Here is a 22,623-nt window from a genome sequence, read left to right on the forward strand (position 1 = left end):
GAAAGATACCCGTAACCTGCGCCGCTGCGCAGTCCCCGTGCGACGCGTCAGCGCGACCAGAGCCGCCCGAACAGCCGCAGGTCATGGAAACCGTCGGCCTTGAGGACCGCAGCGCGGCGCCGCCCTTCCTCCTGGAAGCCATTCTTCTCCAGCACCCGCGCCGATGCGGGGTTGCCGTCCAGCACGCTGGCCTCGACCCGTCGCAGTCGCAGCGCCGGCACCACCCAGTCGAGGTAGGCGGCGACGATCCGGGTCATGCGCCCCTGCCCCCAGTGGCGCCGGCCCAGCCAGTAGCCCAGCTCGGCCCCGTGCGCGCGCTCGCCCTGTCCGGGCCGCACGGCGACGCTGCCGCAGGCCTCGCCGGCGATCTCGATCGCCAGCACGGGGCCGTCCAGGTCGACCACGCGCCCGGCCAGGAAGGCTTCGCCGTCGGCGCGCGTGTAAGGATGCGGGAAGCGCTCGCTCAGGCCGCGCGGCACCTGCGGATCGTCGGCATGCCGGAGCAACGCGCCGAGGTCATCGGCGCTCCATGCGCGCAGGATGAAATCCTCGCCCTGGACGCGCACGCCGGCATACGGCCGCGAGCCCGCCTCAGCCATGGCCCCCGACCGGCGGCGTGTCGGCCTCCAGCTTCTCCAGCCGGTGCGCCAGCGCATCGGGCGAACGCGTGTACGGCGCCAGCAGCGAATAGAACGCCGGCACCACGTAGAGCGAGAGCAGCGTGGAGAAGGTCACGCCGAAGATGACCACGATGCCGATGGTCGCGCGGCTGGCCGACCCCGGCCCGCCGGCCAGTACCAGCGGCACCGCGCCCATGACCGTGGCCACCGAGGTCATCAGGATCGGCCGCAGGCGCACCTTGGCCGCCTCGGCGATGGCGCCGTGCACGTCCGCCCCGTCGTCGCGCAGCTGGTTGGCGAACTCCACGATCAGAATGCCGTTCTTCGCCGCCAGGCCGATCAGCATGACGATGCCGATCTGGCTGAACAGGTTGAGCGTGCCGCCGGTCACCCACAGTCCGATCAGTGCGCCGAGCACCGCCAGCGGCACGGTCAGCATGATCACCAGCGGATGCAGGAAGCTCTCGAACTGCGCGGCCAGCACCAGGTAGACGATCAGCAGCGCCAGGGTGAAGGTGAGGAGGATCGCGCCACCGGCCTCCTGGTACTCGCGCGATTCGCCCTTCCAGTCGACCTGCGCGTAATCGGGCAACTCCTCGGCGACCACCTGGCGGGTCCACTCCAGCGCCTCGCCCATGCTGTAGCCGGGCGCCAGGCCCGCGCTGATCGTGATCGCGCGCAGGCGGTTGAAGCGGTTGAAGCTGCCCGGCTCGGCCAGCTCGGATAGGGTCACCAGGTTGGACAGCGGCACCAGCTCGCCGTTGCCGCCACGCACGTAGGTCTGGGCCAAGTCGGAGGGATCCACCCGCTTCTCGCGGCCGGCCTGCAGGATCACGTCGTACTCCTCGCCGTTGTCCACGTAGGTGGTCACCTGGCGCGAGCCCATCATCGTTTCCAGCGTGCGGCCGATCTCCTGCACCGGCACGCCCAGGTCGGCGGCGCGGTTGCGGTCGATCTCCACGCGCATCTGCGGCCGCGTTTCCTTGTAGTCCGAGTCCGGGTCCTGGATGCCGGGATTGGCCTCCATCCGCTGCATCACGCGGTCGCGCCACTGGGCCAGTTCGGCATAGTCGGGGCCGCCGAGCACCAGCTGGTAGCGCTGGCCGCGGCTGCCGACCAGGCCACCGGGCACGTTGGCGCGCGCCTGCACGCCAGGCAGTTCGGCGAACTGGGCGCGCAACTTGCGCACGACCTCGTCGGTGGGCACGTCGCGTTCGTGCCAGTCGTCCAGGAACACGATCACCTGGCCCGTATGCATGTCCTCGCCGCCACCCCAGCCGCGCGGCACGCGCGAGTTGGCGCGCTGCACCGGCTTGCCGTCGCCGACCTCGGCCAGCACGATCTTCTCCACCTGCTGCATCTGGCCGACGGTGTAGTCGAAGCCCGCGCCCTCGGGGCCGTCGACCATCACGAAGAAGCGTCCACGGTCCTCCGCCGGCGCCAGTTCGCTGGGCACGCGGACGCCGAGCACCACGATCGCCGCCGCGCACAGCCCCATCGCCACCGCCAGCAACGCCAGCAGGCGCCGCCCGGGCACCGCGACCAGGCGCCCGACCTGCCGGCCATAGCCTTCGCCGATGCGGTTGAGGTTGCGCTGGGTCCAGGCATGCAGGCCGCGCGGGGTGCCGTGCGGGCGGACCAGCTTGGACGACATCATCGGGGTCAGGGTGAGGGCGACGAACGCCGAGATCGCCACCGCCGCCGCCAGCGCCACCGACAGCTCGCGGAACAGGCGCCCGGTGTTGCCCTCCATGAAACCGACCGGCAGGAATACCGCCACCAGCACCGCGGTGGTGGCGATCACCGCGAAGGCGACCTGGCGCGTGCCGCGGCGCGCCGCCACCAGCGGTGGCTCGCCCAGGTCGGCTCGGCGCTGGATGTTCTCCAGCACCACGATCGCGTCGTCGACCACCAGGCCGATGCACAGCACCAGCGCCAGCAGCGTCAGCAGGTTGATGGAGAACCCGAAGGCGTACAGGGCGATGAATGCCGACACCAGGCACACCGGCACCGTCACCGCCGGGATCAGCGCCGCGCGCAGGCTGCCCAGGAACAGCCAGATCACCAGGAACACCAGCGCCATGGCCTCGGCCAGGGTCCAGTACACGCGCTCGATCGAGGCCTCGATGAAGGTGGTGCTGTCGTAGGCAACGAAGATGTCGGTGCCTTCGGGCAGGGTCTTCTGGATGGTCTCGGCTTCCGCACGCGCGGCCCGGGCCACGTCGAGGGCATTGGCGGTGGAGGTGCGCACGATGCCCAGGCCGACGTTCGGCACGCCGTTGCTGCGCAGGTACGCGCGCCGCTCCTCCGGGCCCAGCTCGACCTCGGCCACGTCGCCCAGGCGCACGACGTAGCCGTCGACGCCCTTGCGCAGCGGCAGCTGGGCGAACTGCGCCGGCTCGCGGTAGCCGCGCTCCACGCGCAGGGTGAAATCACGGTCGAGCGACTCGATGCGGCCGGCCGGAAGCTCCACGTTCTGCGCGCGCAGTGCGTTCTCCACGTCGGAGGTGGTGATGCCGCGCGCGGCCATTGCCTCGCGGTCCAGCCATATCCGCATCGCGTAGCGCTGGCCGCCGCCGAGCTGGACGCGGGCGACGCCATCGAGCGAGGACAGCCGGTCGACGACATAGCGGTCGGCGTAGTCGGTCAGCTCCATCGTGTCCATCGCGGTGGAGCGCATGTTGAGCCAGACGATGACATCCGCGTCGGCCTCGACCTTGGATATCTCCGGCGGATCGGCCTCGTCGGGCAGGCGGTCCATCACCCGGCTGACGCGGTCGCGCACGTCGTTGGCGGCCGCCTCGATGTCGCGGGTCAGGTTGAATTCGATGGTGACGTCGGAGCGCCCGCTGCGGCTCTGGGACTGGATGGTGTTGATGCCCTCGATGCCGGCCAGCCCGTCCTCGAGGATCTGGGTGATGCGGGTTTCGACCACCGCCGCGGAGGCGCCCGGGTAGTTGACCTCGACCGACACGATCGGCGGATCGATGTTGGGCAGCTCGCGCAGGGTCAGGCGCATGAACGACATCACGCCCAGCACCACCAGCAGCAGGCTCACCACCGCGGCGAACACCGGGCGCTTGATCGACAGGTCCGAGAGATTCATCCGCTCAGTTCCCGTCCGGAGCCGTGGCGGCGGCGGCCGGTTCGGGGCCGGCCGGCGCCGCCTCGGCCACCACCACGCCCGGTCGCAGCTTGCCGGTGCCATCGACGACGATCCGGTCGCCCGGCTCCAGGCCCTCGATGATCTCGGCCTTGCCGTCGCGGCGCACGCCGACCCGCACCGCCGCCTGCTCGACCTTGCCGTCCTGGCCGACGCGGTACACGAACGAGTCGCGCCCGACCTGCACCACCGCGATCTCCGGCACCACCAGCGCCTGGCGTTCCGGACGGAACAGGCTCACGTCCAGCAACATGCCCGGGCGCAGCAGGCGTTCGGGATTGTCGAACACCGCGCGCACGGTCACCGCGCGGGTACCGGCATCGATCCGCGCGTCGGCGGTCTGCACCTCGCCCTCGAACCGCTTGCCCGGCCAGGCCGCGGTGGTCGCGCTCACGCGCGCACCCGGCACCATCGCCGACAGGGTCGCCTCGGGCACCTGGAAGTCGACGTACATGCGGGAGATGTCGTCGAGCGTGGCGATCACCGCGTTGGGCGTGAGCAGCGCGCCCGGGCTGACCTGGCGGATGCCGAGCACGCCGGCGAACGGTGCGCGCACGTGGCGGTCGCGGATGTCGGACTTCATCTGCCGCACGCGCGCGGCGGCGACGTCGCGCAACGCGCGCTGTGCGTCGAGGGTTGAGCGGGCGACCAGCTGCTGGTCGGCCAGGCCCTGCAGGCGCCGGTATTGCTGGTCGGCCTCGGCCAGCGTCGACTCGGCTTCGCCCAGCGCCGCCTCCTGCGCGTCCACGCGCAGGGTCACCAGCGGCTGGCCGGCTTCCACCTGCTGCCCGCTCTCGAAATGGACCTGGTCGACGATCTCGCTGACCTTGGCGGTCAGGGTCACCGATTCGCGTGCATGCGCGGTGCCCAGGGCCTGGACCGTATCGTTCCAGGCGACCGGCTGGACGGTGGTGGTGGTGACCGGGATCGCAGCCGGTGCTGAAGTCGCGGCGGCCGGGTCGCGGCCACAGGCCACCGTCGACCCCAGTACACCCGCCAAGACCAGTCCCCTGGCCAGGAATCGTGACACCATCGACCGCCTCGCTGCGTTCATCCACAAACCGCCGAGTGTAGCGAGCGCGTGTTAACGCCTGTATGTGCCGTTGGTTGACACGGGCGCGTGAACGAGGCGGCCGCGGGCGGTCCGCGCGGCCGGCTACAGCCAGGACGTGCCGCCGCTCCAGTCCGGGTCCAGCGCGTGCATCGCCTGCAGCACCTGCGCCACCATAGCCTCGGGCGTGCTGGTCGCCGCGTGCAGGTGGACCTCGGCGTGCTCGGGCGCCTCGTAGGGCGAATCGATGCCGGTGAAGTTGGGGATCAGGCCGGCGCGCGCCTTGCGGTACAGGCCCTTCACGTCGCGGGCCTCGGCCACCTCCAGCGGCACGTCGACGAACACCTCGATGAACTCGCCGTCGGCGAAGCGCTCGCGGGCCATGCGCCGCTCGGCGCGGAACGGCGAGATGAAGCTGACCAGCACGATCAGGCCGGCGTCGGCCATCAACCGGGCCACCTCGGCCACCCGGCGGATGTTCTCCACCCGGTCCTCGTCGGTGAAGCCCAGGTCGCGGTTGAGCCCATGGCGGACGTTGTCGCCGTCCAGGACGAAGGTGTGGTATCCCAGCGCGTGCAGGCGCTTGTCGACCAGGTTGGCCACGGTCGACTTGCCGGCGCCGGACAGGCCGGTGAACCACAGCACCTTCGGCACCTGGCCCTTGATCCGCGCGCGCGCGGCCCGGTCCACGTCCAGGTGCTGCCAGTGCACGTTGTCGGCGCGGCGCAGGGCGAAATCCAGGGTGCCGGCGGCGACGGTGTCGTTGTTCTGGCGGTCGATCAGGATGAAGCCGCCCAGCGCGTGGTTCTCCGCGTACGGAGCGAAAGCGACCGGCTCCTCGAGGCTCAGGTTGCAGTAGCCGACCTCGTTCAGCTCCAGGCGCTTGGCCGCCAGGTGCTCCTGGGTGTTCACGTCGACCCGGTGCTTGATCTCGCTGATGCTGGCCGACACGGTGCGGGCACCGATCTTCAGCCAGTACGGCCGGCCCGGCAGCAGCGGCGAGTCGCTCATCCAAAGCACGTGCGCGGCGAACTGGTCGGCCACCGCCGGCGGATCGCCGGCCGCGGCGATCACGTCGCCGCGGCTGACGTCCACCTCGTCGGCCAGGGTCAGGGTCACCGCCTGGCCGGCGAAGGCACGCTGGACCGGGCCATCGGGGCCCAGCACCTGGGCCACGGACGAACGGCGCGCCGAAGGCAGCACCACCACCGCATCGCCCGGGGCCACCTCGCCAGCGGCGATCGTACCGGCGAAGCCGCGGAAATCCTGGTTGGGCCGGTTGACCCACTGCACCGGCAGGCGCAGCCCACCGCCGGCATCACCACCACCCAGGACCACTGTTTCCAGATGTTCAAGCAGGGCCGGGCCCTCGTACCAGGGCGTCTTGTCCGAGCGCTGCAGCAGGTTGTCGCCTTCCAGCGCCGACAGCGGGATCGCCTGGACGTCGGCGATGCCCAGCTGCGCGGCCAGCGCCCGGTAGCCCTCGACGATACCGTCGAACACCGCCCTGTCGTAGCCGACCAGGTCCATCTTGTTCACCGCCAGCACGACATGGCGGATACCCAGCAGCGAGACGATGTAGCTGTGCCTGCGGGTCTGCGCCAGCAGTCCCTTGCGCGCGTCGACCAGGACCACGGCCAGGTCGGCGGTCGAGGCGCCGGTGGCCATGTTGCGGGTGTACTGCTCGTGGCCCGGGCAGTCGGCGACGATGAACTTGCGCTTGTCGGTGTCGAAGTAGCGGTAGGCCACGTCGATGGTGATGCCCTGCTCGCGCTCGGCGGCCAGGCCGTCCATCAGCAGCGCGTAGTCGATCCGCTCGCCCTGGGTGCCATGGCGGCGGCTGTCGACCTCCAGCGCCGACAGCTGGTCGTCGAACAGGCGCTTACTCTCGTACAGCAGGCGGCCGATCAGGGTGCTCTTGCCGTCGTCCACGCTGCCGCAGGTGATGAAGCGCAGCAGCGGCTTGTCCTCGTGCTGGCGCAGGTAGGTACTGATGTCGGCGCTGGTCGCGCCGGTCGCGTCGGCGGCCATCAGAAGTATCCCTCCAGCTTCTTCTTTTCCATCGAGGCGGTCGGGTCCTGGTCGATGACCCGGCCCTGGCGCTCGGAACTGGTGGCCACCAGCATCTCGGCGATGATCTTCTCCAGCGTGTCGGCCTGCGACTCGATCGCCCCGGTGAGCGGATAGCAGCCCAGCGTGCGGAAGCGGACGTTGCGCAGTTGCGGCGTTTCGCCGGGGCGCAGGGGCAGGCGTTCGTCGTCGACCAGGATCAACGCGCCGTCGCGCTCGACCACCGGGCGCGGGGCGGCGAAGTACAGCGGCACCACCGGGATCTTCTCGCGGAAGATGTACAGCCACACGTCCAGCTCGGTCCAGTTGGACAGCGGGAAGGCGCGCACGCTCTCGCCCTTGCGCACGCGGGCGTTGTACAGGCTCCACAGTTCCGGGCGCTGGCGCTTGGGGTCCCAGCGATGGTTCTCGTTGCGGAAGGAGAACACCCGCTCCTTGGCCCGCGACTTCTCCTCGTCGCGGCGCGCCCCGCCGATGGCGGCATCGAACTGCCACTGGTCCAGCGCCTGCTTGAGGCCCTGGGTCTTCATCACGTCGGTATGCACGGTGGCGCCGTGGGTGAACGGGCCGATTCCCTGGGCGACGCCATCGGGATTGATGTGGACCCGCAACTCCACCCCGGTCTCGGCGGCGCGACGGTCGCGGAAGGCGATCATCTCGCGAAACTTCCAGCGGGTATCGACGTGCAGCAGCGGGATCGGCGGCGGCGCCGGCGCAAACGCCTTGAGCAGCAGGTGCAGCAGCACCGAGCTGTCCTTGCCCACCGAGTACAGCAGCACCGGGTTGCGGAACTCGGCGGCGACCTCGCGCAGGATGTGGATGCTCTCCGCTTCCAGGCGGTCGAGGTGGGACAGGCGGTGCGGCAGGGTCATCGACGGTTCGGCGGTGGGAACGGGGCGTGGGACGGGGCGGCACGGGCCGGGGCGTCCCCAGGCCGCGCAATGCCCCGCAGCCCGGGCGCGGGCCCGGGACGGCGAATGTTCGGGGCGCAGGCCGGGCCAGCGAAATAAGCGCAGAGCATAAGCCAATAACCACAAGCCGTTTCAGCTTGGTGTCGTGGATTCCTACCATCGGTGGCCCGTCTAGCCAAGACGCCCCGCCGAGCCCGCCAGGATGACCGCTGCGTCCACCGCGCTGCCCCCCAGTCCGCTCAACGAGGACCGCAAGGTCCTGTTGGCCCGGCTGGTCGAGGGTCTGGACGGCCCGTCGCTGTGGTGGCTGTCCGGCTATACCGCTGGCCTGGCCCAGGTGCAGGCCCCGCCGCACCTGGCGGTCCTGCCGGGTGGTGCGGCCGCGGCCGCGCCACAGGCCGGCCAGCGCCTGACCGTCCTCTACGGCAGCCAGACCGGCAACGCCCGCCGCGAGGCGGAGAAGATCGCCCAGGCGGCCGAAGCGGCCGGCCTGGCGGTGCGCCTGGTCCGTACCGATGCCTATGCCACCCGGGAGCTGGCCGGCGAGCGCCTGCTGTACCTGGTGATCAGCACCCAGGGCGAGGGCGATCCGCCGGACGATTCGATCGGCTTCACCGAATTCCTGCTCGGCAAGCGCGCGCCGAAGCTGCCGGAGCTGAAGTTCGCCGTGCTCGGCCTGGGCGACACCAGCTACGCCGACTTCTGCGGCATCGCGCGCAAGCTCGATGGCCGCCTGGCCGAACTGGGCGCGCAGCGGGTGGCCGAGCTGGGCCAGGCCGACCTGGACATCGATACCGTCGCCGGACCCTGGCGCGAGCGCGCGCTGGTCCAGGCCCGCGAGCTGCTCAAGTCCGCCGCCGCGCCGGCCGCGCACCTGGCCACGGTGACCCCGCTGCGTCCGGCCGCCGCGGCCTGGTCGCACGAGCGCCCGTTCCCGGCCGAAGTGCTGGCCAACCAGCGCATCAGCGGCCGCGAGTTCAAGGGCCAGGGTTTCCTGCAGTACGGCAGTGGCGACAAGGACGTGCGCCACATCGAACTGTCGCTGGAAGGGTCCGGCCTGGCCTACGAACCGGGCGACGCGCTGGGTATCCGCCACCGCAATCCGCCGGCGCTGGTCGATGCGGTGCTGGGCGCCACGCGCCTGGACGGCAACGCCGCTGTCACTTCCGGCGAGCAGACTCTGCCCCTGTCCGAGTGGCTGGCGACCCGCCGCGAGCTGACCCGGCTGTCGCGCCCGTTCCTGGCCGCGCATGCCGAACGTTCCGGCGCCAGGGCGCTGACCGAGCTGCTCGACCCCACCCAGTCCGCCGGCCTGGCCGCGCTGCTGGCCGACCACCAGCTGGTGGACGTGCTGCGGCGCTGGCCGGCGGATTGGGACCATGACGCGCTGCTGGCCGCGCTGCGTCCGCAGGCCCAGCGCCTGTACTCGATCGCCTCCAGCCGCAAGCGCGTGGGCGAGGAAGCACACCTGACCGTGGACGTGCTCGGCTACCACGCGCACGGCCACGAACACGGCGGCGCCGCCAGCGGTTTCCTGGCCGCGCTCGACGAAGGCGGCCAGGTGCCGGCCTACATCGAGCCCAACGAGCGCTTCCGCGTGCCGGCAGACGGCGCGCGCGACATCGTGATGATCGGCCCGGGCACCGGCGTGGCCCCGTTCCGCGCCTTTGTCCAGGAGCGCGCCGAGACCGGCGCCACCGGCCGCAACTGGCTGTTCTTCGGCGCCCAGCGCTTCAACACCGGCTTCCTCTATCAGGTCGAGTGGCAGGATGCCCTGCGGCGCAAGGAACTGCATCGCCTCGACCTGGCCTTCTCCCGCGACCAGGCCGACAAGGTCTACGTGCAGCACCGCCTGCGCGAGCGCGGCGCCGAGCTGTACGACTGGCTGCAGAACGGCGCGCACCTGTATGTCTGCGGCGCCATCGCCATGGGCAAGGACGTGCACGCCGCGTTGCTGGACATCGTCGCGGCGCACAACGGCGGCGATGCCGAGGCCGCCGCCGAGTACCTCACCTCACTGCAGACCGGGGGCCGCTACAGCCGCGACGTCTACTGACGCCCGGCCCAGCCAACGCATGAGCACCACCACGCACTCCGTCGAAGACATCAAGGCCGACAGCCACCGCCTGCGCGGCTCGCTGCTGGAAAGCCTGGCCGACCCGGTCACCGGCGCGCTGCGCGAGGACGACCAGACCCTGATCAAGTACCACGGCAGCTACCAGCAGGACGACCGCGACATCCGCGACGAACGCCGTCGGCAGAAGCTCGAGCCGGCGTACCAGTTCATGATCCGCACCCGCACGCCGGGCGGCGTGGTCACCCCCGAGCAGTGGCTCAAGCTGGACGCGGTCGCCACCCGTTTCGCCAACCACTCACTGAGGGTCACCACCCGCCAGGCCTTCCAGTTCCATGGCGTGATCAAGCGCGAACTGAAGGCGACGATGCAGGCGATCAACGCCGCGCTGATCGACACCCTGGCCGCCTGCGGCGACGTCAACCGCAACGTGCAGGTGGCGGCCAACCCGCTGCTGTCGCGCGCCCACGCCGACCTGTACGGCGATGCAGCCGCCACCTCCGAGCACCTGCTGCCCAACACCCGCGCCTACTACGAGATCTGGCTGGACGAGGAACGCGTGGCCGGCAGCGGCGAGGAAGAGGAACCGATCTACGGCGACAAGTACCTGCCGCGCAAGTTCAAGATCGGCTTCGCCCTGCCCCCGGTCAACGACGTGGACGTGTACGCCAACGACCTGGGCTTCATCGGCGTGCTCGGTGCCGATGGCCAGCTCGAAGGCTACGACGTCACCATCGGCGGCGGCATGGGCTCGACCCATGGCGATGCGGAGACCTACCCGCGCCTGGCCAACAACGTCGGCTTCATCCCGCGCTCGGCCCTGCTGGACGTGGCCACGGCGGTGGTCACGACCCAGCGCGACTTCGGCAACCGGGTGCTGCGCAAGCGCGCGCGCTTCAAGTACACCATCGACGACCACGGCCTGGAGTTCATCGTCGCCGAGATCGAGCGCCGCGCAGGCGTGGCGTTCGCCGCACCGCGCGCCGCCGCGTTCGAACACAATGGCGACCGCTACGGCTGGACCGAGGGCGAGGACGGCCGCTGGCACCTGACCCTGTCGCTGCCGGCCGGCCGCATCGCCGACCGCCCCGGCGCGCCGCACCTGACCGGGCTGCGCGAGATCGCGAACGTGCACCGGGGCGAATTCCGGATGACCGGCAACCAGAACCTGGTGATCGCCGGCGTACCGGCCGGCGAGCGCAAGCGCATCGACGCGCTGGTCCGCGACCACGGCCTGGACGCCGGCAACCGCGCCCCGACCGCGCTGGCGCGCGCGGCCATGGCCTGCGTTGCATTGCCGACCTGCGGCCTGGCCATGGCCGAGGCAGAGCGCTACCTGCCCGACTTCGCCGCGCGCCTGGAGCCGCTGCTGGAACGCCATGGCCTGCGCGATGCGCCGATCCTGGTCCGCATCTCCGGCTGCCCCAACGGCTGCTCGCGTCCCTACCTGGGCGAGATCGCCCTGGTCGGCAAGGCGCCTGGCCGCTACAACTTGATGCTCGGCGCCGACCACCGCGGCCAGCGGCTGAACACGCTGTACCGCGAGAACATCACCGAGGCCGAGATCGTCGAAGCGCTCGACCCGCTGTTCGCGCGCTACGCCGCCGGACGCGAAGACGGCGAAGGCTTCGGCGACTTCCTGCACCGTGCCGGCATCGTCGCCCTGCCCGCCTACCCGACCCACGTCCGCGTCGACCCGGCTTCGGCCGCGCTCGGCGAGGCCGCCTGACATACCCATGCCAACACGAAGCCTGCGTCCGGAGCCTCCGATGAGCCTCACCGCCCCCGTCGAACACGAAGCCGCCAACAGCCCGGAAGCCGTGCCGGCGCTGGACCTGGCGGCGATCAACGCACGGCTGGAAACCCTGGACGCCGAACAGCGCGTGGCCTGGGCGCTGGAACACGGCCCCGGCACCGCGGCGTTGTCGTCAAGCTTCGGCGCGCAGTCGGCGGTGACCCTGCACCTGCTGACCCGGCAGCGGCCGGACATCCCGGTGATCCTGGTCGACACCGGCTACCTGTTCCCGGAAACCTACCGCTTCGCCGACGAACTGGTCGCGCGGCTGGACCTCAACCTCCAGGTCTATCGCCCGCTGGTCAGCCGCGCCTGGATGGAAGCCCGGCATGGCCGGCTCTGGGAGCAGGGCGTGGTCGGCCTGGACAACTACAACCAGCTGCGCAAGGTCGAGCCGATGCGTCGCGCGCTGGACGAACTGGGCGTAGGCACCTGGTTCACCGGCCTGCGCCGCAGCCAGTCGGCCAGCCGCGCGGACACCCCTATCGTGCAGCAACGCGGTACCCGCCTGAAGATCAGCCCGATCGCCGACTGGTCCGACCGCGACATCTGGCAGTACCTGAAGAAGCACGACCTCCCCTACCACCCGCTGTGGCACGAAGGCTACGTCTCGATCGGCGACTTCCACACCACCACCCGCTGGGAACCGGGCATGCGCGACGAGGACACCCGCTTCTTCGGCCTCAAGCGCGAGTGCGGGATCCACGAGGACATCTGACTGGATAGACACCCCAGGAACGGCCGACCGGCTGGAAGCCGTACGACCGGCTCCGCCATCAAGGCCCGCAAAGCGGGCCTTGTGCATTTCTGCGCGAGGATGAACCAGGCCCTTGCCGGGCCATTGCCTCGCGCTCCGGGGCGATGCCGCATGGCGGAGAGGCGGCCTGCTGGTCCGCGCCCGGCGCTTCCAGCGCAAGGCCGGACTATCGAGCGGATCGCCGATGTCCGCCCTGCCTTGCAACCTGCGCCCGCGGAGGAGCCGCGGCAGCGCCCCCCCCCCCGCCAAAGCGTCTGTCGACGGGGCAGCGCCCCGCGATCTAGTTGCGGTCGGCCGACGCGTGCGCCTCGTCCGCGCGCTGCGCGGTGGCGCGGCTCTGCGCGAACTCGGGGAAGGTCTCCGCCAGCGAGGCCTTGTCCGGCAGGATGTAGAACACGCCGCCGCGCTCGAACGTCGGGCTGACAATCGCCTCGTAGAACTCCGGCGAGACATTGATGCAGCCATGGGTGACGCGGTTGTCGTCCGGCGAAGGCGATGCGAGGCGTTCCGGACGCCGCTCGGCCGGGACGCCCGTCGCCGTGGGATGCATGGAAACCGCCGAATCGTAGTCCACCCACAGGACGCGGCCGGCATCGACGGAGGGGCCGAAACCGCCCACGAAGCGACCGGCAGGAGTGGTGCGATCCCGTCCGGGGATCTCCCGCAGCGCGAGGCCGGCGATTCCCGGCGCCGTGTGGTCGCCGACCGCCGAACCGAACAGACCCGGGGCGGCGCCACGAAGCCGGCCATCACCGCCGAACACCAGGACCTGCGCTGCCGCCTTGTCCATGATCACGAAGGGGTAACCGTGGCTGTCCCTGGTCGCGACGATCCAGCCGGCCAACTCGATCACCGTGTCGGAAACGTCCTGACCGGGAGGCAACTGGTCGCCGGGGACTGCGGCCGGCGCACCGGCATCCTGCTGGGCGCTGGCAACGCCAACGCTTGCGAACCCCAGCGCCAACACGAGCGCGCAACCAGCGACGCGTATCGCGGGATGAATAGACGTACGGATGGGACGGTTCCTCGCAACTGGGTAGTCAGGAAAGGAGACCGGCGGCCAGCAGGGGCCGCCGGTTCCAGGGTTCAAACGTTTCGATACACGCTGCGCAGGAAGGAATTACCCGCGCGGCTTGCGGGTCGGCGCCGATTCGAGCTGCTGGACGCGGCTTTCCAGCTGGTCCAGCCGCTGGTTGGCCTGCTGCGCGGACTGGTTGGCGGATTCGGCGCTCTGCGCCGCACCCTGCACCCGGGTATCGAGTTGGTCGAGGCGCGAGTTGATGGTCGCGAACTCGTCGTCGTAGGTAGCGCAGCTGGCAAGACCGAGAGTGGCGACCATCGCCACGCCGAGCATGCGGGCCGTTCTCAGATGGTTGGCAGAAAACATGACAATCCTCCTTCGTCCATGGGGCATCGGAATATAGCGGGCTTCGTGCGGAAGCCGTGAAGCGCCTTCAGCTAACGTTGGAATACGTTTATGGACTGTGAAGGCAGGGAGAACAACGAATCCGTTGCGTTTGATCGGCCACCTGAATACGGAATTTTGCGTCGAATCGCGGTCATACCCGCGAATTCGGTTGGCCTCGGTCGAGCACGCAACCGCCGGCGGTGCCGAACCGCATGTGACGGGCGACACACTCGCGCATGCGCATGGCGAGACGCCGCATGAGGAGCGAACCCGGGCCGCCCCGGAGCGGATCCCTCCCCGATCGATGTCGAGGAACGACCGCATCGCCATCAGCCCACGGGGCCGAGAGCGCCCGGGTGCCGGCGCTCAACGGTACTGCTTTTCCTCCACGAACTGGGAACCGGCCAGGCGGTTGATCTCGTTCTTGAAGCCGACGCGCTCGCCGTTGCGTGCGGCCACCGCGCGCGCCAGCTCGATGAACCCGCTACCGAAGTCCTGCGCCGCTTCCTTGGCGCGCAGCGCGTCCTGCACGTCCCACATGCGCTCGTTCACCGCGCGCAGCTGCGCCTTCAGGCCAGCCAGTTCGGCCGAGCCTGCCGACAGCGATTCCCACAGCGGCAGCAGGCCTTCGAGTTCGACCCGCACGTTGTGGCGCTTGTCCGGCGCGGTGATCCGCTCGGCCTTGATCTCGAGGATGGTGATCTTGTCGGTGAGCTCCCCGACCGAAACGGGAACCATGATCGTGTTCATGCGGGCGACCGGCTGCGTGGGAAGCAGTCATTCTAGCGGCCGCGCACGACACCGCCGTCGCGCAAGGTCCACGCAGCTGCGACGGCGGCAACGAGGGGCGCTCAGCTGGTGATGGTCTGGGTCAGCGATTCCCAGGTGGGCGGCTCGGGCCAGTCCGGCGCCTGGTTGCCGTCGAGCACGCGGCGCAGGTCGCGCTTGTCGATCTGCGGCGCCAGCACGTTGACCATTTCCAAGGCGTAGTCGCGCAGCACCCGCTCGCGCGGCAGCACCGCCCAGGCGATGCATTCGCTCATTTCCTTCGGCGCCGGCCAGCCGCGCAGGTCGGTGTCGCCCACGCCCACCGCCATCTCCGCCAGCAGGCCCACGCCCAGGCCGGCACGCACGTAGGTCTTGATCAGGTCCGCGTCGAGCGCGGTCAGGGCCAGGTTCGGCTCCAGGCCGACGCTGGCGAAGGCGCGCTGCAGCGAGGATTCGGGGCGCACCGACGACTCGTAGCTGATCAGCGGATGCCGCGACAGCTCGGCCATGTCCGGCGCCCGCCCGGCGCGGTCGAGCTCGTGGCCGCGCGGAACCAGCGCCAGGCGGCGCCAGCGGTACAGCGGCACCGCGATGCCGCCCTGCGGCTCGCCGCCGGCCGTGCTGACCACGGCCATGTCGGCGTCGCCCTGGCTGAGCAGGTCCAGCGCGGCGCCTTCGGCGGACTGCTGCAAGTGCACGCTCACCTGCGGGAACTCGCGCTTGATCCGCGCGATCGCCGGCGGCAGCACGAAGCGGGCCTGGGTATGGGTGGTGGTGATGGTCAGCTGGCCATGGCTCTCGCGTCGCTGGTTGGCGGCGTAGGCGCGGATGTTGGTGGTCTCGGCCAGGATCACCCGGGCCCGCTCCAGTACCTCGGCGCCGGCCGGGGTGATCGCCTCGAGGCTGCGGCCCTTGCGCACGAACAGCAGGAAGCCCAACTCGTCTTCCAGCTGCTTGAGCTGCTTGGACAGGCCCGGCTGGGTGGCGTGCACGCGCGCGGCCGCCAGGGTGATGTTCAGCCCGGCATCGGCAATGGCGACGAGGTAGCGCAGCTGGGTGAGCGTCATCGGAGGGGTGCCGGGGGCACTCGGGGAACGCGGAAGGGGCAGGCCAAGGACTGTAGAGGCAATCGCCCGCCCAGCATATAACCGGAAGGCATGAGCACGGTGCGGCAAGTTATTTCCGGCGGTTATGAGCCGGCGCTACGGTCGGCATCCCGGCTCCCTCCGCCCCGCCCTTCCTGCCGTGACCCCATCACCGCCCCCCGCCAGCGCGCCCTTCGACCTGCCGCCCGGCGGCGTGGCCCTGGTCGGCGCCGGCCCGGGCGACCCGGGCCTGCTCACCCTGCATGCGGTGCGGGCGCTGGAGGCGGCCGAGGTGGTGCTGTACGACCGCCTGGTGGGCCCGGGCGTGCTGGCCCTGGCCCATCCCGACGCCGTGCTGGTCGAGGTCGGCAAGTCCGCCGGCCGCCACAGCATGGCGCAGGAAGACATCCATGCGCTGATGCTGGAACACGCCCGCGCCGGCCGTCGCGTGGTCCGGCTCAAGGGTGGCGACCCGTTCGTGTTCGGCCGCGGCGGCGAGGAGCTGGAAGTCCTGCGCGCGCACGGCATTCCGTACCGGGTGGTGCCGGGCATCACCGCCGCGGTCGCCTGCGCGGCCTACGCCGGCATCCCGCTGACCCACCGCGACCACGCCCAGTCAGTCCGCCTGCTCACCGCGCACTGCCGCGACGGCGTGGACACGCTGGACTGGGATGCGCTGGCCCAGGAGCGGCAGACGCTGGCCGTCTACATGGGCGTGGCCGGGCTGGAGCGGCTGCGCGAGCGCCTGCTGGCCGCCGGCCGCGACCCAGGCACGCCGTTCGCGCTGGTCGAAAACGGGTCGCGGCCCGAACAGCGGGTGGTCACCGGCACCCTGGGCGACCTGCCCGACACCGCGCGCGCGCACGACGTCGCCTCGCCGGCGCTGCTGATCCTCGGCGAGGTGGCCGCGCTGGCCGCGCACCTGCACTGGTTCGGGGCCGCGCCCCTGGGCCCGCCGGTCGCTGAACCGGCCTTGGCCCGCGCCGCCTGATTAACGCGTATCCCCTCCCACTTCCCGCCTTCCCGCGACTTCCGGAACAACGCAATGGCCATCTACAACAGCATCCTCGACACCATCGGCCGCACCCCGGTCGTCAAGCTGCACCGCGTCGCGCCCGCGCACGTGGAGCTCTACGCCAAGGTCGAGGCGTTCAACCCGGCCGGCTCGGTCAAGGACCGCCTGGCGCTGGCGATCGTGCTCGACGCCGAGGCCAAGGGCCTGCTCAAGCCCGGCGACACCATCATCGAGGCGACCTCGGGCAACACCGGCGTGGCCCTGGCCGCGGTGGCCGCCGCGCGCGGCTACAAGTTCGTGGCGACGATGGTGGAGACCTTCTCGATCGAACGCCGCAAGCTGATCCGTGCCTACGGCGGCAAGGTGATCCTCACCCCGGCGGCCGAGCGCGGCAGCGGAATGGTCCGCCGCGCCGAGGAACTGGCGAAGAAGCACGGCTGGTTCCTGGCCCGCCAGTTCGAGAACCCGGCCAACCCGGCCTACCATCGCCAGACCACCGCGGCGGAGATCCTGCGCGACTTCGCCGGCCGCCGGCTCGACCATTTCATCACCGGCTGGGGCACCGGCGGCACGCTGACCGGCGTCGGCGAGGTGCTGCGTGTGGCTCGGCCCGAAGTGAAGATCACCGCCGCCGAACCGGTCAACGCCTCGCTGCTGGCAGGCAACGAGTGGAAGCCGCACAAGGTCCAGGGCTGGACCCCGGACTTCGTCCCGGCCGTGCTCAACCGCGAAGTCGCCGACCAGATCCTGGGCGTGGGCGACGACGAATCCATCGCGACGTCGCGGCGCCTGGCGGCCGAGGAAGGCATCTTCGTCGGCATCTCCGCCGGCGCCACCGTGGCCGCCGCGCTGAAGGTCGCCGCCGACGCGCCCAAGGGCTCGGTGCTCCTGGCGATGCTGCCCGACACCGGCGAGCGCTACTTCTCCACGCCGCTGTTCGAGGGCGTCAACGAGGGCTCGGACGACGAGTGGCTTGCATCGCTCGGCTGAGCCTTCGACACATCGCGTGAATCGACGGGCGGCACGCAGGTGCCGCCCGCTTTTTTTTCTGCATCGACCCGTGCGCACCCCAGCGCGCGGACCCGGAAGCGAAGCGCGGACGCGCGCGCCTCGCGGGAACCGGAGGCGGAGGCCCTGGGGTCAGGCCCGCATCGTGCCCGTCTCTAGGAAACGCTGGTGCCAGGACAGCGCCTCGGGCAGCAGGTGCGGCGTGTGCCGGCCGCGGCTGTGCAGGCAGGCGCGTTCGAAGTAGTCCTGCAGCATCGGCCGGTAGTCCGGATGCGCGCAGTTCTCGATGATCTTGCGCGCGCGCTGCTTGGGCGACAGGCCGCGCAGGTCGGCCAGGCCCTGCTCGGTGACCACCACCGCCACGTCGTGCTCGGTGTGGTCGACATGGCTGACCATCGGCACGATCGCCGAGATCGCGCCGTTCTTGGCCGTGCTCGGAGTGAGGAAGCAGGAAAGGAAGCCGTTGCGGGCGAAGTCGCCCGAACCACCGATGCCGTTGATGATGCTGGTGCCGGCCACGTGGGTGGAATTGACGTTGCCGTACAGGTCGGCCTCGACCATGCCGTTCATGCCGATCACGCCGAGGCGGCGGATCAGTTCGGCGTGGTTGGACATCTCCTGCGGGCGCAGCACGATCCGCTCGCGGTAGCGGTCGATGTTGGCGACGAAGTCGGCGACGCCCTGCGGGCTGAGCGCGAATGAACTGGCCGAGGCGACTTCGATGGTGCCGTCGCCGATCAGCTCGAGCATGCCGTCCTGGATCACCTCGGTGAAGGCGGTCAGGCCGCGGAACCCGGCGTCGCGCAGGCCGGCGAGCACCGCGTTGGCGACGTTGCCCACGCCCGACTGCAACGGCAGCAGCTGCTCGTGCAGGCGCCCGGCGCGGATCTCGTGGCGGAAGAAATCGACCAGGTTCGCGGCGATGCGGCGCGAGGTGTCGTCCGGCGGCGCGAATGCGCCGAGCCGGTCCGGCGCGTCGGTCTCCACCACGGCGATCACCTTGGCCGGATCGCAACGCAGGTACGGCTCGCCGATGCGATCGCCCGGGTGCACCAGCGGGATCGGCTTGCGCGCCGGCGGCAGCGCGGTGCCGTAGTAGATGTCGTGCATCCCGTCCAGGCCGGGCGGCTGGCGGTGGTTGACCTCCAGGATCACCTTGTCGGCCAGGTCCAGCCAGGTCTTGTTGTTGCCCACCGAGGTCGACGGCACCAGCCGCCCATCGGGCAGGATCGCGCTCACCTCGACCACCGCCACATCCATGTGGCCTAGGAAGCCGAACCAGGTGTACTGCGCGACATGGCCCAGGTGGATGTCCATGTACTCGATCTCGCCGGCGTTGATGCGCGCGCGCAGTTCCGGGTCGGACTGGTAAGGCAGGCGGAAGTCGATGCCGCCGGCACGGGCGAGCGCGCCGTCGAGTTCGGGCGCGGTCGAGGCGCCGGTGAGGATGCGCAACGCGAAGGGTTCGCCACGGTCGCGCGCCGCGGTGATCCGTGTCGCCAGCGCCAGCGGAATCGCCTTCGGGTAGCCGGCGCCGGTGAAGCCGCTCATGCCGACCGACATGCCCGGGCCGATGAGCGCGGCGGCCTGCTCGGCGCCCATCCGCTTCGCGGCCAGTCCAGCGTGCGCGATCCTGTTGCTCATTGGTGGTGTTCCGGTGGGGATGCGGCAATTCTATCGACCCTGTCCCGTGCGGCCGTGATCCAGCACATTGCGCGGACTTCGATCTTCGGCTAATTGCATCGGCTTGCGGCCCGTGTGCAAGACCGCGGCCACCTAGCCTTCGTAGAGCTCCAGCGGCAGCCCGTCCGGATCGGCGAAGAAGGAGAAGCGGCGTCCGGTGTACTCGTCCACCCGCACCGGCTCGCAGTCCACGCCATGCGCGCACAGGTGCGCCCGTGCGGCGTCCAGGTCGGCGACCCGGAACGCCAGGTGGCGCAGCCCGCAGGCCTCAGGGCGCGACAGTCGTGGTGGCGGTGCGGGGAACGAGAACAGCTCCAGCTGGGTGCCGTCGGCCAGTCGCAGGTCGAGCTTCCACGAGTCGCGAGCCTCGCGGTACGCCTCGGCGACCACCTCCAGGCCAAGCACGTCGACATAGAAGCGCTTGGAACGCCCGTAGTCGGAGGCGATGATCGCGACGTGGTGGATGCCTGCGAGTTTCATCCGCCGATCATCGCCCGGATCCGGCGGCCCCGCGCTCAATGCGCGGCCGCCGCCGCATCGGAGGCACTGCTACCGGTGTCGTGGCGCCCGCTGTGCATCAGCAGCACCAGCGGCATCGCGCACAGGGTCAGCACCATCATCAGCCAGAAGTCGTTGGCGTAGCCGATCGCGGCCGCCTGGCGCGTCACCTCGGCGTTGAGCATCGCCGCGCCGGAAGCGGTGGCTGGATTCCAGATCGCCGGCAGCAGGCCCTGCTCGGCGCCGTAGGCGGGAATCCGCGCGGCGATCTCGGCGTGGTTGACCTGGGTGGCGCGCGCCAGCAGCGCGACCACCATCGAGATGCCCACCGAGGAGCCGATGTTGCGGACCAGGCTGAACAGTCCGGCGGCCTCGGTGCGCTGCGCCGCGGGCAGGGTCGAGTACGCGATCGTGGAGATCGGCACGAACACCAGGCCCAGGCCCATGCCTTGCAGCACACCCAGCCAGACCACCGCCTCGATCGAGGCCTCGGTACCGAACTGCGACATCCCGTGCAGGGATAGCACCATCATAGCCATGCCGACCAGGATCGGGATCCGCGCGTCGATCCGTCCCAACATCCGCCCGACCAGCATCATTGTGAACATGGTGCCGATGCCGCGCGGCGCCAGCACCAGGCCGATGGTCAGCACCGGATAGTGCATCAGCGTGTTGAGGTACGGCGGCATCAGCGCCAGCGTGGCGAACAGCACGATGCCCACGACGAAGATCAGCACGCAGCCGACGGCGAAGTTGCGGTTGCCGAGCATGCCCAGGTCCAGCAGCGCGCGATCGCGCCGGCTCCACCACCACAGCCCGTACAGGTACAGGGCCAGGAAGGCGAGCGCCGCCTCGACCTGGATCTCGAGGCTGCCGAACCAGTCCATGGTCTCGCCGCGGTCCAGGAACAGCTGCAGCGCGCCGATGCCCAGCGCCAGCAGGGCCAGGCCGATCGCATCGAGCGGACGCGGGCGCGGCGTCTCGGGCTTGACGCTGGCCAGGATGCCGACCAGCGCGATCACGCCCACCGGCAGGTTGATCAGGAACACCCAGTGCCAGCTGTAGTACTCGGTCAGCCAGCCGCCCAGCGGCGGTCCCAGGATCGGGCCCACCATGATCCCCATGCCCCACATCGCCATCGCCGCGCCGTGCTTTTCCCTGGGGAACGCATCGAGCAGCAGCGACTGCGAGATCGGCACCAGCGAGGCGCCGAACACGCCCTGCAGGATGCGGAACATGACCATCTGGCCGATGCCGGTGGCCATCGCGCACAGCACCGAGGCCGCGGTGAAGCCGCTGACCGCGATGATCAGCAGGCGGCGCCGGCCCAGCCGCGCGGCGAGCCAGCCGGTGACCGGGGTCAGGATGGCGGCCGCCACGATATAGCTGGTCAGCACCCACGAGGCCTGGTCCTGGGTGGCCGACAGCGAACCCTGCATGTCCGGCAGGGCGACGTTGGCGATGGTGGTGTCCAGCGCCTGCATCAGCGTGGCCAGCATCACCGAGCCGACCAGCAATGCGCGGCTACCGCCTTCGGAACGATTCAGGCGCGGGATCATGTCGGGTACCGGTTCGATGGCGTCACGGCCAAGGGCGCGTCCGTGAGCGGGCGGGTCAGTGCTGGCCGGCGGCCACGGCCGTGGCCGCGTCGGCGGCAGGCGCATCGCGCAGGTCGACCTTGACCTCGGCGCTCATGCCGGCACGCAGCACCGGCGGATCGTCGCGGTCGGCGCCGTCCAGCTCCAGGCGGACCGGGATGCGTTGCACGATCTTGACCCAGTTGCCGGTGGCGTTCTGCGCCGGCAGCACGCTGAACTCGGCGCCCGAAGCCGGTGCGATGGAGGCCACGTGCGCCTTCCACTCCACGCCCGGATAGCTGTCGACCTCGATGGTGGCCGCCTGGCCGACCTGCATCTTCGCCAGCTCGGTCTCCTTGAAGTTGGCCTCGATCCACACCGGATCGGCGGCCACCAGCGGCATCGCAGTCTGGCCGACGTTGAGGAACTCGCCGACCTGCAGGTCATGGGTGCCGATCACGCCGTCCACCGGCGCGCGCACCTCGGCATGGGCCAGGTCGAGCCTGGCCTTGGCCAGCATCGCCAGCGCGGCGCGGTAGTCGGGCAGGTCTTCGGTCGGCGTGCTGGCCTTGCCGCTGAGCGAGGCGGCGGCTTCGCTCTGCGCGGCGATGGCGTCGGCCAGGTCGGTGCGCGCTTCGGCCACGGCGTGGCGGGCGTCGTCGACCATCTTGCGCGAGACCAGCTGCTGGTCGCCCAGCTGCTGCAGGCGCTGCAGGTCGCGCTGGGCCCAGGCCAGGGTTTCGCGCGCGGCCTGGATCGAGGTGCCGGTGCCGGTCACCTTGGCCCGGCTGGCGTCGACTGCATTGGCCATGTGCGCCAGCAGCGCCTCGTTCTGCGCCACCGCGATCTCCAGCGGCTGGGTATCGATGCGGAACAGCAGGTCGCCCTTCTTCACCGGCTGGTTCTGGCCGACCGCCACTTCGACCACGCGGCCGCCGACCTGCGGCGCCACCAGGATGCGCTCGGCCTTGACGTAGGCGTTGTCGGTGTCGACCTCGCGGCCGGCGTACAGCCATTGCCAGCCGAAGAAGCCGGCCACCGCGAGCGGGCCGGCGACCCACAGCCACAGCGGCACGCGGCGCTTGCGGACGGGAACCTGGGCCGCCTGCGCGGCGGCGTTGTCGGACTTGCTGGTCATGG

The 22,623-nt window shown here is 70.5% G+C and carries 17 protein-coding genes and 1 pseudogene; 5 read left to right on the forward strand and 13 right to left on the reverse strand.

The window, feature by feature from the left end:
- Positions 1-47: 47 nt before the first annotated feature.
- The 5 genes from ABKA19_RS14650 to cysD form a co-directional block, all read right to left on the reverse strand.
- Positions 48-599, reverse strand: a complete 552-nt coding sequence (locus ABKA19_RS14650; protein ID WP_353689527.1) for a GNAT family N-acetyltransferase — start codon at positions 597-599, stop codon at positions 48-50.
- Positions 592-3,726: an efflux RND transporter permease subunit gene (locus ABKA19_RS14655; RefSeq protein ID WP_353689528.1), complete on the reverse strand. Its 3,135-nt coding sequence runs from the start codon at positions 3,724-3,726 to the stop codon at positions 592-594. The genes ABKA19_RS14650 and ABKA19_RS14655 overlap by 8 nt, the downstream gene beginning before the upstream one ends.
- 4 nt (positions 3,727-3,730) lie before the next feature.
- Entirely contained in the window at positions 3,731-4,816 is a 1,086-nt protein-coding gene (locus tag ABKA19_RS14660) for an efflux RND transporter periplasmic adaptor subunit (RefSeq protein ID WP_353689529.1), read from the reverse strand.
- A gap of 123 nt (positions 4,817-4,939) precedes the next feature.
- A complete protein-coding gene (gene cysN / locus ABKA19_RS14665) occupies positions 4,940-6,865 on the reverse strand; it encodes a sulfate adenylyltransferase subunit CysN (RefSeq protein ID WP_353689530.1) in 1,926 nt (641 codons plus the stop codon).
- Positions 6,865-7,776: a sulfate adenylyltransferase subunit CysD gene (cysD, locus tag ABKA19_RS14670; RefSeq protein ID WP_162377668.1), complete on the reverse strand. Its 912-nt coding sequence runs from the start codon at positions 7,774-7,776 to the stop codon at positions 6,865-6,867. The genes cysN and cysD overlap by 1 nt, the downstream gene beginning before the upstream one ends.
- Positions 7,777-8,017: 241 nt before the next feature.
- Between cysD and ABKA19_RS14675 the strand changes: the two genes are divergently transcribed.
- The 3 genes from ABKA19_RS14675 to ABKA19_RS14685 are packed head-to-tail and all read left to right on the forward strand — an operon-like array spanning position 8,018 to position 12,402.
- Positions 8,018-9,871, forward strand: coding sequence for an assimilatory sulfite reductase (NADPH) flavoprotein subunit (locus tag ABKA19_RS14675; RefSeq protein ID WP_353689531.1), 1,854 nt, complete (start codon positions 8,018-8,020; stop codon positions 9,869-9,871).
- 19 nt (positions 9,872-9,890) lie between these two features.
- On the forward strand, positions 9,891-11,618 hold the full coding sequence (gene cysI, locus ABKA19_RS14680; RefSeq protein ID WP_353689532.1) for an assimilatory sulfite reductase (NADPH) hemoprotein subunit: 1,728 nt from the start codon (positions 9,891-9,893) through the stop codon (positions 11,616-11,618).
- A gap of 40 nt (positions 11,619-11,658) precedes the next feature.
- Positions 11,659-12,402 carry a phosphoadenylyl-sulfate reductase gene (locus ABKA19_RS14685; RefSeq protein WP_353689533.1) on the forward strand — a complete coding sequence of 248 codons (744 nt, stop codon included), beginning with the start codon at positions 11,659-11,661 and terminating at the stop codon, positions 12,400-12,402.
- A 319-nt stretch (positions 12,403-12,721) separates the two neighbouring features.
- On the opposite strand, the gene ABKA19_RS14690 is transcribed toward ABKA19_RS14685, so the two are convergent.
- The 4 genes from ABKA19_RS14690 to ABKA19_RS14705 form a co-directional block, all read right to left on the reverse strand.
- Positions 12,722-13,405, reverse strand: a complete 684-nt coding sequence (locus ABKA19_RS14690) for a hypothetical protein (protein WP_353689534.1) — start codon at positions 13,403-13,405, stop codon at positions 12,722-12,724.
- Between the two features lie 156 nt (positions 13,406-13,561).
- On the reverse strand, positions 13,562-13,828 hold the full coding sequence (locus ABKA19_RS14695) for a hypothetical protein (RefSeq protein ID WP_162377664.1): 267 nt from the start codon (positions 13,826-13,828) through the stop codon (positions 13,562-13,564).
- 387 nt (positions 13,829-14,215) lie between these two features.
- A complete protein-coding gene (locus ABKA19_RS14700) occupies positions 14,216-14,599 on the reverse strand; it encodes a DUF6165 family protein (RefSeq protein WP_353689535.1) in 384 nt (127 codons plus the stop codon).
- Between the two features lie 101 nt (positions 14,600-14,700).
- Positions 14,701-15,684 (reverse strand): LysR family transcriptional regulator, encoded by a 984-nt coding sequence (locus tag ABKA19_RS14705; protein WP_353689536.1) that lies wholly within the window; start codon positions 15,682-15,684, stop codon positions 14,701-14,703.
- A gap of 166 nt (positions 15,685-15,850) precedes the next feature.
- Between ABKA19_RS14705 and cobA the strand changes: the two are divergent.
- Together cobA and cysK are read left to right on the forward strand one after the other, a co-directional pair.
- A pseudogene (gene cobA / locus ABKA19_RS14710) lies at positions 15,851-16,693 on the forward strand (uroporphyrinogen-III C-methyltransferase); the annotation flags it as partial.
- 54 nt (positions 16,694-16,747) lie between these two features.
- Positions 16,748-17,707 (forward strand): cysteine synthase A, encoded by a 960-nt coding sequence (cysK, locus tag ABKA19_RS14715; RefSeq protein WP_353689537.1) that lies wholly within the window; start codon positions 16,748-16,750, stop codon positions 17,705-17,707.
- 150 nt (positions 17,708-17,857) lie between these two features.
- On the opposite strand, the gene scpC is transcribed toward cysK, so the two are convergent.
- From scpC to ABKA19_RS14735, 4 genes are all read right to left on the reverse strand, one after another.
- Positions 17,858-19,369: a succinyl-CoA:acetate CoA-transferase ScpC gene (scpC, locus tag ABKA19_RS14720; RefSeq protein WP_353689538.1), complete on the reverse strand. Its 1,512-nt coding sequence runs from the start codon at positions 19,367-19,369 to the stop codon at positions 17,858-17,860.
- A 132-nt stretch (positions 19,370-19,501) separates the two neighbouring features.
- Positions 19,502-19,888, reverse strand: a complete 387-nt coding sequence (gloA2, locus tag ABKA19_RS14725; RefSeq protein ID WP_353689539.1) for an SMU1112c/YaeR family gloxylase I-like metalloprotein — start codon at positions 19,886-19,888, stop codon at positions 19,502-19,504.
- A gap of 35 nt (positions 19,889-19,923) precedes the next feature.
- Positions 19,924-21,465 carry an MDR family MFS transporter gene (locus ABKA19_RS14730; protein ID WP_353689540.1) on the reverse strand — a complete coding sequence of 514 codons (1,542 nt, stop codon included), beginning with the start codon at positions 21,463-21,465 and terminating at the stop codon, positions 19,924-19,926.
- Positions 21,466-21,520: 55 nt separating this feature from the next.
- Positions 21,521-22,621, reverse strand: coding sequence for an HlyD family secretion protein (locus ABKA19_RS14735; RefSeq protein ID WP_353689541.1), 1,101 nt, complete (start codon positions 22,619-22,621; stop codon positions 21,521-21,523).
- Positions 22,622-22,623 lie beyond the last annotated feature (2 nt).

The sequence above is a fragment of the Pseudoxanthomonas sp. Soil82 genome (assembly GCF_040446535.1).
GTDB classification, from domain to species: domain Bacteria; phylum Pseudomonadota; class Gammaproteobacteria; order Xanthomonadales; family Xanthomonadaceae; genus Pseudoxanthomonas; species Pseudoxanthomonas kaohsiungensis.

Coding starts and splice junctions, on each gene's coding strand:
- ABKA19_RS14650 (WP_353689527.1), bottom strand. CDS start 599: ATGGCTGAGGCGGGCTCGCGGCCGTATGCCGGCGTGCGCGTCCAGGGC.
- ABKA19_RS14655 (WP_353689528.1), bottom strand. CDS start 3,726: ATGAATCTCTCGGACCTGTCGATCAAGCGCCCGGTGTTCGCCGCGGTG.
- ABKA19_RS14660 (WP_353689529.1), bottom strand. CDS start 4,816: ATGGTGTCACGATTCCTGGCCAGGGGACTGGTCTTGGCGGGTGTACTG.
- cysN (WP_353689530.1), bottom strand. CDS start 6,865: ATGGCCGCCGACGCGACCGGCGCGACCAGCGCCGACATCAGTACCTAC.
- cysD (WP_162377668.1), bottom strand. CDS start 7,776: ATGACCCTGCCGCACCGCCTGTCCCACCTCGACCGCCTGGAAGCGGAG.
- ABKA19_RS14675 (WP_353689531.1), top strand. CDS start 8,018: ATGACCGCTGCGTCCACCGCGCTGCCCCCCAGTCCGCTCAACGAGGAC.
- cysI (WP_353689532.1), top strand. CDS start 9,891: ATGAGCACCACCACGCACTCCGTCGAAGACATCAAGGCCGACAGCCAC.
- ABKA19_RS14685 (WP_353689533.1), top strand. CDS start 11,659: ATGAGCCTCACCGCCCCCGTCGAACACGAAGCCGCCAACAGCCCGGAA.
- ABKA19_RS14695 (WP_162377664.1), bottom strand. CDS start 13,828: ATGTTTTCTGCCAACCATCTGAGAACGGCCCGCATGCTCGGCGTGGCG.
- ABKA19_RS14700 (WP_353689535.1), bottom strand. CDS start 14,599: ATGAACACGATCATGGTTCCCGTTTCGGTCGGGGAGCTCACCGACAAG.
- ABKA19_RS14705 (WP_353689536.1), bottom strand. CDS start 15,684: ATGACGCTCACCCAGCTGCGCTACCTCGTCGCCATTGCCGATGCCGGG.
- cysK (WP_353689537.1), top strand. CDS start 16,748: ATGGCCATCTACAACAGCATCCTCGACACCATCGGCCGCACCCCGGTC.
- scpC (WP_353689538.1), bottom strand. CDS start 19,369: ATGAGCAACAGGATCGCGCACGCTGGACTGGCCGCGAAGCGGATGGGC.
- gloA2 (WP_353689539.1), bottom strand. CDS start 19,888: ATGAAACTCGCAGGCATCCACCACGTCGCGATCATCGCCTCCGACTAC.
- ABKA19_RS14730 (WP_353689540.1), bottom strand. CDS start 21,465: ATGATCCCGCGCCTGAATCGTTCCGAAGGCGGTAGCCGCGCATTGCTG.
- ABKA19_RS14735 (WP_353689541.1), bottom strand. CDS start 22,621: ATGACCAGCAAGTCCGACAACGCCGCCGCGCAGGCGGCCCAGGTTCCC.